Genomic DNA, 12,521 nt, shown 5'->3' on the forward strand with positions numbered 1-12,521 from the left:
CGATCTCCTTTCAGCGGGCGGTGGGGCCGCCATCCGTCTCGTGCCTCGCAATATGGCGACTCGCCGGCCGGATTTCACCCCTCGGCCTGCCCCGCTATTTCACGATGCTGTGGCACTTTGGCGGGCTTCGTCACCTGACCGTCACGCGACTCCTCTAGCAGCCCCGCCACCCGCAGAGGGAGGAAACCGTGACGCAACAAGCGACACAGACGGCGCGTGCCGCGCGCCGCATGACCAGTTCGGGGCTCGGCTCGGCGGTCCGGCGCAGCAAGACGCTCTCGAAGGCCGGCATGCTGGAATGGCTGTTCGCGCGGGCCTTCTCGGGTCTGGTCTATCCGCAGATCTGGGAGGACCCGGTCGTCGACATGGCGGCGCTGCAGCTCAAGGCCGACGACCACGTCGTGGCGATCGCCTCGGGGTCCTGCAACATCCTCTCCTATCTAACGGCGGCGCCAGTCCGCGTGAGTGCCGTCGACCTCAACGGGGCGCATATCGCGCTCGGCCGGCTGAAGCTCGCGGCGCTGGCACGGCTGGAAAGCCATGAGACGTTCCTGCGCTTCTTCGGCCGGGCGAACGCGCGCGACAACATCGCGCTCTACGACCGCGAGATCGCGCCGCATCTCGATGCCGTCTCGCGCGGTTATTGGGAAGGCCGGGGGCTCAGTGCCCGGCGCCGGATCAACCTCTTCGCCAACGGCTTCTACCGTTATGGGCTGCTCGGCCGCTTCATCGGCACGGGCCATGTGCTGGCGCGGCTGCTCGGGGGCAATCCCCGCGCGATGCTCGCCGCCCGCGACCTCGCGGAGCAGAGGGCGCTCTACGAGCGGCACCTCGCGCCGGTCTTCGAGCGCAGGCTGGTACGCTGGCTGGTGCGGCAGCCGGCCTCGCTCTATGGGCTCGGCATCCCGCCGGCGCAGTACAAGGCGCTGGCCGCCGATGGCGAGGATGGCATCCTCGGGGCGCTGAAGCTGCGGCTCGAACGGCTCGCCTGCGATTTCGACCTCAAGGGCAACTACTTCGCGCAGCAGGCCTTCGGCCGGCGCTATGCCGAAGGCGCCGATGCGGCGCTGCCGCCCTATCTGCAGCCGGGGCATTTCGCGACGGTCAAGGCGCGCGCCTCGAACGTGTCCTATCGCCAGACCCCGGTCACGGCGTTGCTGGAGGACCAGCCGGCCGAGAGCTGCGACGCCTATGTGCTGCTCGATGCGCAGGACTGGATGAACGATGCCGACCTGACGGCGCTGTGGTCGCAGATCACGCGCACGGCCCGGCCGGGTGCACGGGTGATCTTCCGCACGGCTGCCGACGAGCGCCTGCTGCCGGGGCGGGTGCCGGCCGCGATCCTCGACCAGTGGCGCTACGAGGAAGAGCGCAGCCGCGAACTGTGCCGGCAGGACCGTTCCGCGATCTATGGCGGCTTCCACCTCTATGTCCTGAAGGGGCAGGCCCGATGAGCGCGGCCGAGGCATCGGCCGTTACCGCCGCCGGGCTGATGGACCGGATCTACCGGCACCAGCGCCATATCTACGATGCCAGCCGGAAATTCTACCTGCTCGGCCGCGACCAGCTGATCGATGGCCTGTGGCCGCCATCCGGCGCGACCGTTCTGGAAATCGGCTGCGGCACCGGGCGCAACCTGATCCGGATCGCGCGGCGCTATCCGGACTGCGCCTGCTACGGGCTCGACGTCTCCGGCGCGATGCTGGCGACGGCGCGCGCGTCGGTAGCGCGTGCGGGACTGGAGGATCGGGTCAGTCTTGCGCAGGCCGATGCCACTGATTTCGATCCGCAGGCCCTGTTCGGCCTTCCCGGCTTCGACCGGATCGTGATCTCCTATGCGCTGTCGATGATCCCGCCCTGGCAGGGCGTCATCGCCGAGGCTTTGCGCCGTCTGGACGAGGGCGGGGCGCTGCACATCGTCGATTTCGGCGATCAGGATGGCTTGCCCGCCGCCTTCAAGGCGGTGCTGCTGCGCTGGCTCGGCCTGTTCCATGTCACGCCGCGGGAGGATCTGCCGGGAACCGTGCGGGCGCTCGCGGAGGCGGCCGGCGCCGATTGCCGGCTCGCCGCGCCCTATCGTGGCTATGCGGTCCACGCCGTCGCGACGCGCCGCTGATATGCAGCCCGGCCGGCGGCGGCGCTGGTAGCGGCTCATCCGGCGAGCGCCTATGCTCGCCGCAATGGATGCCGCCGACGCCCCGCCCGAAGAGAGCCGTTTCGAAAGCCTTCGCGACCGGCTGCGCCAGCTCTATCACGGCCGGACGCCGGCGGCCCTGCGCTTCCAGGCGGTCACCACGATCGTCGATCTGCTGATCATCGCCTTCTTCGTCGCCACGCCGCTGCTACGGGAGCAGCCGGCATTCCTCTGGATCGATTATTCGGTCGCGGTGATCATGGTGGCGGAGATCGGGGCCCGGCTGCTCGCCTCGACCAACATGCTGCGGCTGCTGCGCCAGCCGACCATGCTGCTCGACCTGTTCATCCTGTCGACGTTGCTGGCGCCGCAATGGCTAGAGAATTTCGGCTTCCTGCGCATCCTGCGTCTCTGGTCGCTCTCGCATAAAGGCATCGTCTGGTCTCAGTTCCGCTCCACCCGCTTCCGCGAGTGGGAGAACGTGGTGCGGGCGCTGAGCAACATCGCGACCTTCCTCTTCGTCGTCACCGGCTTCGTCTACACCTTCTTCTTCCGGCAGGCGGGCGGGCTGGAGAGCTACGTCCAGGCGCTCTACTTCACGGTCGCCACCGTGACCACGACCGGGTTCGGCGACGTGACGTTGCCCGGTGTCGCCGGCAAGCTGACGTCGATCGTGGTGATGATCGTCGGGATCACGCTGTTCGTGCGGCTGGCGCAGGCGCTGTTTCGCCCCAACAAGGTGCTGTTTCCCTGCCCGGAATGCGCGCTGCAACGGCATGAGCCCGACGCGGTCTACTGCAAGGCCTGCGGGCACAAGCTGAAGATTCCCGACGAGGATGTCTGAGGCGCGGGCCGCTCAGTGGCGCGTTTCGATCTCGGTCTCGCGCTCTTCAGCCATCTCGCCGACGCGGATCGCCGACTTCCTGGGCATGCCGATGATGCGCCCGATCGTGGCGGGCACCTGCATCATGCCATGGGCGGCCTTCATCAGGGCGATGTTCGCGAGAATGTCGGCCGGGAAGGGCACGACCCTGCGATGGAGCATATCGACGTGAAGCGACAGGTTCTCGCTCGTCGCGGCGAGCCAGCCCTCATGGGCGTGGCGCATCTCGAGATAATAGTGCAGGCGCTTGTCGTCGAAGCCGATGAGCTGGGCGGTGACGCGGACGAGATCGCCTTCCGTCAGCTCGCGCTTGTAGAGGATGTGGCATTCCGCCGTGAAGGTGGAGGCGTGCCGCGTCTCGACATAGTCCCGCGTCAGGCCGACCAGCGAGAAAACCTCGTCGACCGCGCGATCGAACAGGACATGGTAGTACGCCATGTTGAGATGGCCGTTATAGTCGATCCACTGCGGCTCGACCCGCATCGCCGAGGAGACGAAGGGTGCGAAGAACAGCGCCGGGGCGCGTGTATCGTGTTTCATGATCGCCTCCCTGTCAGGCGCCTCGATCAAGGGACGGCCGCATTATTGCGGATGCCCATTTTGTCGTCGCATGATCTACTATGCATCGATCGCAATCAGCGTCAGCACTTCGACCCGGCTGTTGCAGCCAGGATGATGTCAGACCGTAACCAATTGCGAAACCGATCTGTTCCAAGTCTAAGCGCCAAAACCGGATCTTGACAATGAGCCTGCCTGCCGCCGCCCTTCATGACAGCCCTGCCTCCGCCGCAGTGCTGCCGCCTTCTCCCGATGCCGTCGCAGCCGTGACGCAGGCGCTGGCCGCGCGCTTCGGCAACCGGCTGGTCACCAGCCTCGCGGTGCGCCAGCAGCACGGCCACACCCTGACCTGGATCCCGAACCAGCCGCCGGATGCCGTGGTCTTCCCGCAGAGCACGGAAGAGGTCTCCGAGATCGTGAAGCTCTGCGCCGCGCATGGCGTGCCGGTTATCGCTTTCGGTACAGGCACTTCGCTGGAAGGGCATGTCAACGCGCCCTTCGGCGGCGTCTGCATCGACATGTCGCAGATGAAGCGGATCATCGCCGTCCATGGCGAGGACCTCGACGTGCTGGTTGAGGCTGGCGTGACCCGCAAGGAGCTCAACGAGCATCTGCGCGACCAGGGCCTGATGTTCCCGATCGATCCCGGCGCGGACGCCTCGATCGGCGGCATGGCGGCGACGCGCGCCTCCGGCACCAATGCCGTCCGCTATGGGACGATGAAAGACAATGTTCTGGCGCTGACGGCGGTGATGGCTGATGGCTCCGTCGTCAAGACCTCGACGCGGGCCCGCAAGACCTCGGCCGGCTACGATCTCACGCGCCTGCTCGTCGGCTCTGAAGGCACGCTCGGCATCATCACCGAGGTGACGCTGAAGCTGCACGGCATCCCGGAGGCTATCGCCGCCGGCGTCTGCCCCTTCCCTTCGGTGAAGGCGGCCTGCGACGCGACGATCCTGACCATCCAGACCGGCCTGCCGGTGGCTCGCATCGAATTGCTCGACGACGTGATGATCCGCGGCGTCAATCTGCATGCCAAGCTCGGCCTGGCGGAGACGACGATGCTGTTCGTCGAGTTCCACGGCACGGAAGCCGGCGTTGCCGAGCAGTCCGAGCGCTTCGGCGAGATCGCTGCCGAATTCGGCGGCGGCCCCTTCGACTGGGCGACCAAGGCGGAGGACCGCTCCAAGCTCTGGCAGGCGCGCCATGACGCCTATTGGGCGGCCAAGGCGCTGAGGCCCGGCTTCGAGTCGGTGGCGACCGATGTCTGCGTGCCGATCTCGCAGCTCGCCGAATGCGTCGAAGAGACCAAGCGCGACATCGAGGCCTCCGGGCTGATCGCGCCGATCGCGGGCCATGTCGGCGATGGCAATTTCCACACCCAGCCGCTGGTCGACCTCAACGACGCAGGCGAGGTCGAGCGGGCGCAGGGCTTCATCGACCGGCTGGTCAAGCGCGCGCTCGCCATGGGCGGCACCTGCACCGGCGAGCATGGCGTCGGCCAGAAGAAGATGAAGTATCTCGAACAGGAACATGGGCCGGAGGCGCTCGCGGTGATGCGGACGCTGAAGCGGGCGCTCGATCCGCAGAACATCCTCAATCCCGGCAAAATCGTCGTCCTGTGACATCGGCGCGGCTTGCGCTGCCCGCGCCCTTCGCGAAAATGTCGTGATCCCGCCGCGACTTGCAGGCATGATCGCGCGCGGCTGCCGGTTTCCAACCGGCGCTACGCCATCTCGGCGACAGGGACAGAAAGCGAACGTTGCGTGAAAGCCTGACAGTTCTGGCCGGCCTGCTGGTGTTGGCGCTGCTGGCGGCCCTGATCGGCCCCGGCTTCGTCGACTGGCGGGCCTACCGGCCTCAGATCGAGGCCAGGCTGAGCGAGGCGCTTGGCGTCGAGACGCAGATCGGCGGCGCCATCGGCCTGCGCCTGCTGCCTTCGCCGCGCATCTCGCTTGAGAACGTCAGGATCGGCAGCGGCAACGGCGCCACGAGTTCGGCGACGGCCGAGCAGGTGACCGTCGAGCTGGCGCTGGCCGCGATGGCGCGCGGGGAGTTCCGCTTCTCCGAGGCCGAGATCGACGGCGCCGCGATCTCACTTGTTCTCGACGATGCCGGCGCAATCCAGATGCCCGCGCGAACGGGCAAGGGTCTCCCAACCGAGGCGCGGCTCGATCGTCTCCGGATCGGCCGTTCGGCCCTGGTCTGGCGGGAACCCGGCAAGCCGGCGGTCTCGCTGTCGCCCATCGCCGCCGAGGTGTCCGCGGTCAGCCTCGCCGGCCCCTGGCGCTTCGAAGGCGAGGTGGCCGGCGCCTCGCTGCGCGTGACCACGGGCGAACTGGAAGAGGGCGGCCGGCTGCGCACCAAAGCCTTTCTCACCGGCGAGGATCTGCAGCTCAATTTCGACGGTTCGCTGGTTCTGCCATCGGGGCAGGGTCGTGTCGGCGTCGAGCTCGATGGCGCCTTCGGTCTCTCGCCGGGCGGGGCCGTCGCGCTCTCGGGGAGGGTCAAGGGCGGCAGCCGCCAGCTCGATCTCGCCGGGCTCACGCTCGATCTCGCCGGTGGCGCCGCGCGGCTGGAGGGCGAGGGCCAGTATCTGCCCGGAAGGGGCGCCGGTTCGCTGGCGCTGCGCGCGCGCCGGCTCGATGCCGATGCGCTGATGGCGGCGCTGGCCGAGCGCCAGGGCTTCGAACGGGCCCTGCAGGGCCTGCCGGGCACGGTCGATGTCGGGCTCGACCTCGACCAGGTCATCTGGCGCGGCGAGGATTTCTCGGGCTTTGCCTTGCGCGGCCGCCTGCATGATGGGGGACTGAGCGATGCCTCCGCGTCGGTGCGCGTCGCCGGCGCGCTTGCCGGTGCGAGCGGGAGTATCAATGCGGACGGGGCTTCCGGGCGCATCAATCTGAAGGCCGAGGATGCGCGCCGGGTCGCGCTGGTGCTGGCGCGTGCTGGCCTCGATCCGGCGCTAGCGGATTTCGTCGCGGGGTTCGGGCGGATCGATGCCGACGCGCTCGGTTCATGGGCGGGCGAACGTGCCACATTCCAGCGTCTGCTGGTCGTCGGCTCCTCCGGCCTGCGGCTCGACGCCTCTGGCGAGGCTGGTCCGGCCCGGCTTGCCGCCAAGGCGACGGTGAGCGGGCTCGCGCTCGACGCCCTGCCGCCGGGCGCGAGCCTCGGTGGCCTGTTCAGGCAGCGCGACATCGCCCTCGACCTGACGCTCGCCAATGCGCGCTTCCGCAATGCCCCGCCGGGGTCGGCCAGCCTCGATCTGCGCCGGGAGGGCGATATCTGGCGGCTCAGCCGGCTTTCAGTGGACGGTTTCGGCGGGGTCAGTGTCACCGGCGCCGGCTCGCTTCTGGCCGAGGGCGGGGAGATCACCGGGCGAGTCCGTGCGCCGCGGTTCGAGACCCTGACGGCATTGGCCGGGCCGCTGCTGCCGGAAGCGGCCACGCAGGCCCTGATACGGGCAGGGGAAGGCTTGGCGCGGCTCGATGCCAGCTTCCGCCTGACGCGGGCAGCGTCCGGCGAGACGGCGCTCTCCGCCGAAGGCACAGCCGCAGCGGGAAAGCTGTCGATCAGCGGCCTGCTCGATCGCGCGGGCAACTGGAGCCGTGCCAATCTGGGCTTCGACCTTGCTGACCGTCGGCAGGCCTTCACGGCGCTCGGCCTGCCGACGCCGATGCAGGGCGGGGCCGGCAGGTTGGCGCTCGAACTGGGCCAAGGGCGGGCCGTCGGCTCTCTCGCCGGGCCGGGGCTTTCCATCGTCGTGGAGGACGGCGCAAGCGGGCCGCAGCTCTCGGTCCAAGCCGAGGGGCCGGGCCAGATCCTGGCCGAGGGACCCGCAAGGCTGCTGCCCGACGGCATCCTCGATGCGCATGCTCGCCTTGAGGTGACCAGCGAGGCGGTGAAGCTCGACGCCATCCGGGCAAATCTCGGCGGCATGGCTGCCAGCGGCGTCCTCACCCTGCCGCGCGAGGGGCGCTACACCGGCCGGATCGCGATCCCCTCAGCCGATCTGCGCCAGTTGATCGCGGCGTCGTTGGGGCCTGCACCGTCGTCGCCGGGGTCGATCTGGTCCACCGCCCGCTTCGGTCGCGTCGCCGGGTTGCCGGATATCGACATCGCCGTCGAGGCCGGCTCGCTTGCCGCTTTCGACGGCGGCACGATCCGCAATGCGAGCTTCGCCCTGCGCTCGGACCAGGACGGCCTGCGGGTCGACGACATCCGGGGCGCCTTCGGCGGCGGGCAGCTGGCGGGCAGGCTCAGCCTGCGGCGCGATGGCGGGCTTGCGCAGCTCAACGGGCGCTTGAGCGTGATGGCGATCGATCTCGGCGATCTGACCAAGGGCGCGGTCGGCGGCAAGGCTTCGGGTCAGATCGAGTTCGGCGGCTCGGGCGAGACCCCGGCAAGGCTGATCGCCGGCTTGAGCGGGGCCGGCAGCCTCGCGCTGTCGGAGACGCGCCTCGCCCGCTTCGACCCGAACGCGTATGCGCGCGTCATCGCCAGCACCGGCGAGGACGCCTCCGAGAGTGATGCGTCGCGCCTGCAGGACAGGATCGCCGCGGCCCTCGACCGCGACGCCTGGGCGCTTAGCGACGTGGCACTTCCCTTCACGCTGGCGGGCGGGCTGGTCCGGCTGCAGCCGTTCAGCTTCGAGCGCAACGGGTTGCGCGCCGAGGCGAGCGGCGCCGTCGATCTGCGCGCGCTCAATGCCGATCTCAGGCTCGGCCTCAAGCCGCTCGGCGCCTTGCCGAAGGGCTGGCCGGGCGATGCGCCGCAGATCGGGATCGCCTGGCGCGGGCCCCTCTCGAACCTGCGGCGCGAGAGCGATGTCAGCGCCCTGTCAAACACCGTGGCGGCCCGGGCGCTGGCGCGCGAGATCGAGCGTGTCGAAGCCTTCGAGGCCGATGCCCGCGAACGGGCGATCCATGCTCGCCGGCTGCGGGCCGAGCGTGAGATGCGCGAGAACGAGCGCAAGCTCAACGAGTTCGTGAAGGCCGAGGAAGAGCGCCGCCTGGCCGAAGAGAAGCGGCAGGAAGAGGCGCGTCGAGTCGAGGAGCAGCGTCGCCAGGCCGAGGAGAAACGGGCCGAAGACGTGCGCCGTGTCGAGCAGGCACGGGCCGAAGTGGAGGCGCGTCGCCGGGCGGATGCCGAGGAGCGTGCGCGTGCCGCCGAGCGAGCGGCCGCGCAATCGGCGCCGCCCCAGCCGCAGCCCGGCCCTTTGGTCCTGCCGGGCGCGCCGCGCAGCAGCTCCCCGGAAGGTGCGGTCCAGCCTCCGACCGGGGGGGCCGCGCCACAACTGCCGCCGCCTTTCCAGATCGCGCCGGTGCCGCAGCCACGCAACGCGCCGCTGAATTGAGATTCTGATTCAACTGGTTGGCAGGTTGATTCAGGGTTTCAGCGCAAGTATTTGAGGCGGTGTGCTTTTTAGCTGCCGGTGCGCCGCTGTCGGACGTGTCGCTTTCCGCCAAAACCCCCTGTCGTTCCGGGTTCGCGCCTGCGGCACGCCCCGGAACGACAGGGGGCTCCGATCAGGAGCGATCCAGCAATTGCCACACGGCTTAAGTCTGCTGCGTTTTCACGGAAAAGCGGGTCATCCTGGACGCAGCGAAGCGGAGATCCGGGATCCATCGTAAGGCGCTGCGTTCTACGATGGATCCCGGGAGCCCGGGATGATGGCGCGGTTTCGTAAATATCAGCAGGGTCTAAGGGCGGCCTGCCAAGCGGCGGTAATGCGCGAGGGCGTGCAGGCGCAGGGCGGAGGAGAGATTGAGCTCCCCCCGGCCGGAGTCGATGTCGGCGACCAGGGCGGCGACCGGGCGGCCTTCCGCCGCGGCGATCTCCTTCAGCGCATCCCAGAAGGCATCCTCCAGCGAGATGCTGGTGCGATGGCCGGCGATGCTGAGCGAGCGCTTGCGCTCGGGCTTCATGCCGGTTCCGGGTCCTTGTCGTCGCCGCCGAGCCTGTGCCCGTCGACATGGCGGGCGCTCTTGGCGCGCTCGGCTTCGGCAAGGCTGCGTTCGGCCTTGCTCAGGCCGAAGCTGATGCGGTTCTGCTCGGCCGTCTTCTCAGCCTCCGTGCGCGCCTTCTGCTTGCGGGCGCGGCGGAGGTTGATGATCTCGGCCATGAGCGAGGCTCCCGTCAGGCCGGGCCGAGCATCAGCTCGGGCTTGACCGTCTTGTCGAACAGATCGGGGTCGACGCCGGCCTTGAGCGCCTCGTCGCGGAGCGTCGTGCCGTTGTGATGCGCGGACTTGGCGATGTTCGCAGCCTTGTCGTAGCCGATCGCCGGAGCGAGCGCCGTCACCAGCATGAGCGAGCGCGAGAGCAGCTCCTTGAGCTGCGTCTCGTTGGCCTCGATGCCCTCGACGCAGTTGGTGCAAAAGCTGTCGGCCGCGTCGGCCAGCAGCCGGACCGATTGCAGGAAGGCCGCGCCGATCACCGGCTTGAAGACGTTGAGCTCGAAATGGCCCTGGGACGCGGCGAAGCCGATCGTCGCCTGGTTGCCGTGGACCTGGGTCGCGACCATCGTCAGCGCCTCGGCCTGGGTCGGGTTGACCTTGCCCGGCATGATCGAGGAGCCCGGCTCGTTTTCGGGCAAGCTGATCTCGCCGAGGCCCGAGCGCGGGCCGGAGCCCATCAGGCGGACGTCGTTGGCGATCTTGAAGAGGTCGGAGGCGAGCGCCGCCAGGGCGCCATGGGCCGCGGCCAGCGCGCCGTGGCTGGCCAGGGCCTCGAACTTGTTCTCGGCCGTGCGGAAGGGCAGACCGGTCAGCGTCGCGACTTCCTTGGCGAAGAGGACGGCGAAATCCGGGTGGGTGTTGAGGCCGGTGCCGACGGCCGTGCCGCCCTGCGCCAGCGCATAGAGCCCGCCGAGTGCCGCCTCGATCCGGCCGATGCCGAGATGGAGCTGCATTGCATAGCCGGAGAATTCCTGGCCGAGCGTGACGGGCGTCGCATCCTGCAGGTGGGTGCGGCCGATCTTGACGAGATGCCTGAAGGCCTCGGCCTTGGCGTTCAGCGCCTTCTCGAGGCTGCGCAGGGCCGGCAGCAGCTTGCGGGTGATCTCAAGCACCGCGCCGATATGCATCGCGGTGGGGAAGGCATCGTTCGAGGACTGGCCGCGATTGACGTGGTCGTTGGGGTGGACCGGGCTCTTGGCGCCGAGGCCGGCACCGAGCAGTTCATTGGCGCGGTTCGCCAGCACCTCGTTGGCGTTCATGTTCGACTGGGTGCCGGAGCCGGTCTGCCAGATCACGAGCGGGAAATGGCCGTCGAATTTGCCGGCGAGCGCCTCGTCCGAGGCCTGGCCGATGGCGCCGGCGACGCGCTGGTCGAGCAGGCCGAGGCGGGCGTTGACGTGAGCGGCAGCCTTCTTGACCAGCACGAGGGCGTGTACCAGCGGCAGCGGCATGCGCTCGCGCTCGCCGCCGATCCTGAAGTTTTCCAGCGAGCGCTGCGTCTGCGCGCCCCAATATCGATCCGCAGGCACGGCGATGGGGCCGAACGAATCGGTTTCGGTGCGCGTCTCGGTCATGGGAGGTCCGTCAGGTCTTCTTGCGGAAGGAATCGAGGCTGACGACTTCGGCTCCGCTCTTGCCGTCGTCATCGGTGTCCTGCGTCGCCGTGTCGCCGTCCTTGTCGGCCGTTTCGGCCACTGGCGTACGGGTCTTCAGCGCGGGCACACCCGCCGGCACGACCTTGGCCGGGACGGCGCTGGGGGCGGCCGCCGGCTCGGGCTGCGGCGCGTCGGCTGCGTCCTCGGCCTGATCCTGGGTCTCGAACTTCAGGCCGAATTGCACGGAAGGGTCGAAGAAGGTCGTCACCGCATCGAAGGGAACGAGCAGCCGCTCGGGCACGCCGGAGAAGGACAACCCGACCTCGAAGGAATGGTCGCCGACGTTGAGATCCCAGAACTGATGCTGGAGCACGATGGTCATCTCGTCCGGGTGCTTCTCACGCAGACGCTGCGACACGCGCACGCCCGGCGCACCGGTGCGGAAGGTGACGTAGAAATGATGTTCGCCCGGCAGCCCGTCGCGCGCCGCCTCCGTCAGGATCTTGCGGACGACGCCTTTCAGCGCCTCCTGAACCATCAGATCGTAACGCAGCACATCCTTGGACATCAGGTCGATGTTTCCGCTTATTGCTCCGGCGGGAACAGCCGGCAGGCCAAAATGAAAGTGGAGGCTTCTGTTGCCAGGCGCCTCCGAGCCCCGCCTTACGCGGCTAAACGCAAGGGCTTTGGTTTGGGAACCAGCACCGCTTACGCGGCGACGGCGACCCGAGCATTGTTGTCGTTGGCAACTATGCTTTTGGCCCGATAACGGCGGAACCATGCCGAGCAAAAGGAAGACCTTTACACCCTCGTCGATCCTATTTCGCCCCCGCCGCAGCCCTGCAACCGTCGGGTTGCAAGTTCCTGCTGCTCGCGCCGCAGGGCTGGGGTGGAGGCGCCGGGTACCGCCCCCGGGTCCGAAAGGCTTATTCCGAAATCCGTTTATCGCCATAGCCGTTCTTGCGAGCGGCACCGACGAATATAGGGACAGTATCGGCGCGGGGAAAGAGCGCTGCGCCGATTTCCGTGGGTTGTGCGGCATTACGGCCTCAATCGAGAATGCGACCATTTCTGATGTCGATATCGAGCACCATCTCGCCATCGTCGAGGCTGCGGCCGGCGATCTCCCAGCGGTCGTCGGATCGGGTGATTTCCTCGACATGGACGAGGCCCGCTCTCCAGGCGATGTCGCGCGCCTGACTTTCCGAAATCGTCGCGCCCGGGTTGGGCTCCGCGCCCTGTCCGGCCGCAATGACAAATCCGTTCAGCGCGAGCGCAGCCAGCAAACGGACCATCGCGGCTTTCGCCTGCATCGTCTCAATCCCCCACGAATCGGGCCGCGATGTGCGGCCCGGATTGAGGCGGGTTTGCGGATGCAGTTGCTCACGG

General features: G+C 68.4%; 11 protein-coding genes and 1 other RNA gene. 5 read left to right on the top strand and 7 right to left on the bottom strand.

Annotated elements, in window-relative coordinates; genetic code table 11:
* Nucleotides 1-188: 188 nt before the first annotated feature.
* The 3 genes from AC2FAN_RS17765 to AC2FAN_RS17775 all read left to right on the top strand — a co-directional run bounded on the left by AC2FAN_RS17765 (nucleotide 189) and on the right by AC2FAN_RS17775 (nucleotide 2,978).
* Nucleotides 189-1,454 (top strand): BtaA family protein, encoded by a 1,266-nt coding sequence (locus AC2FAN_RS17765; RefSeq protein WP_485175768.1) that lies wholly within the window; start codon nucleotides 189-191, stop codon nucleotides 1,452-1,454.
* Nucleotides 1,451-2,116 (top strand): class I SAM-dependent methyltransferase, encoded by a 666-nt coding sequence (locus AC2FAN_RS17770; protein ID WP_485175770.1) that lies wholly within the window; start codon nucleotides 1,451-1,453, stop codon nucleotides 2,114-2,116. The genes AC2FAN_RS17765 and AC2FAN_RS17770 overlap by 4 nt, the downstream gene beginning before the upstream one ends.
* 64 nt (nucleotides 2,117-2,180) lie before the next feature.
* A complete protein-coding gene (locus tag AC2FAN_RS17775) occupies nucleotides 2,181-2,978 on the top strand; it encodes a potassium channel family protein (RefSeq protein WP_485175934.1) in 798 nt (265 codons plus the stop codon).
* A gap of 12 nt (nucleotides 2,979-2,990) precedes the next feature.
* Here AC2FAN_RS17775 and AC2FAN_RS17780 read toward each other — a convergent pair whose 3' ends face one another.
* A complete protein-coding gene (locus tag AC2FAN_RS17780; RefSeq protein WP_265054124.1) occupies nucleotides 2,991-3,557 on the bottom strand; it encodes a thioesterase family protein in 567 nt (188 codons plus the stop codon).
* A 203-nt stretch (nucleotides 3,558-3,760) separates the two neighbouring features.
* Here AC2FAN_RS17780 and AC2FAN_RS17785 point away from each other — a divergent pair, with 203 nt between their 5' ends.
* Nucleotides 3,761-5,200, top strand: coding sequence for an FAD-binding oxidoreductase (locus AC2FAN_RS17785; protein WP_485175771.1), 1,440 nt, complete (start codon nucleotides 3,761-3,763; stop codon nucleotides 5,198-5,200).
* Nucleotides 5,201-5,337: 137 nt separating this feature from the next.
* Entirely contained in the window at nucleotides 5,338-8,934 is a 3,597-nt protein-coding gene (locus AC2FAN_RS17790) for an AsmA family protein (RefSeq protein WP_485175772.1), read from the top strand.
* A gap of 346 nt (nucleotides 8,935-9,280) precedes the next feature.
* On the opposite strand, the gene AC2FAN_RS17795 is transcribed toward AC2FAN_RS17790, so the two are convergent.
* The 6 genes from AC2FAN_RS17795 to AC2FAN_RS17820 all read right to left on the bottom strand — a co-directional run bounded on the left by AC2FAN_RS17795 (nucleotide 9,281) and on the right by AC2FAN_RS17820 (nucleotide 12,445).
* Nucleotides 9,281-9,505 (bottom strand): ribbon-helix-helix domain-containing protein, encoded by a 225-nt coding sequence (locus AC2FAN_RS17795; protein WP_265054121.1) that lies wholly within the window; start codon nucleotides 9,503-9,505, stop codon nucleotides 9,281-9,283.
* Nucleotides 9,502-9,702 (bottom strand): DUF4169 family protein, encoded by a 201-nt coding sequence (locus AC2FAN_RS17800; protein WP_476804862.1) that lies wholly within the window; start codon nucleotides 9,700-9,702, stop codon nucleotides 9,502-9,504. The genes AC2FAN_RS17795 and AC2FAN_RS17800 overlap by 4 nt, the downstream gene beginning before the upstream one ends.
* A gap of 14 nt (nucleotides 9,703-9,716) precedes the next feature.
* A complete protein-coding gene (fumC, locus tag AC2FAN_RS17805; RefSeq protein ID WP_485175773.1) occupies nucleotides 9,717-11,111 on the bottom strand; it encodes a class II fumarate hydratase in 1,395 nt (464 codons plus the stop codon).
* A gap of 10 nt (nucleotides 11,112-11,121) precedes the next feature.
* Nucleotides 11,122-11,700 carry an SspB family protein gene (locus AC2FAN_RS17810; protein ID WP_265054118.1) on the bottom strand — a complete coding sequence of 193 codons (579 nt, stop codon included), beginning with the start codon at nucleotides 11,698-11,700 and terminating at the stop codon, nucleotides 11,122-11,124.
* Nucleotides 11,701-11,756: 56 nt separating this feature from the next.
* Nucleotides 11,757-12,143: a transfer-messenger RNA gene (ssrA, locus tag AC2FAN_RS17815) on the bottom strand.
* A 38-nt stretch (nucleotides 12,144-12,181) separates the two neighbouring features.
* On the bottom strand, nucleotides 12,182-12,445 hold the full coding sequence (locus AC2FAN_RS17820) for a PepSY domain-containing protein (protein WP_485175774.1): 264 nt from the start codon (nucleotides 12,443-12,445) through the stop codon (nucleotides 12,182-12,184).
* Nucleotides 12,446-12,521 lie beyond the last annotated feature (76 nt).

This window comes from Allobosea sp. RIT-PG3_2 (assembly GCF_057321085.1).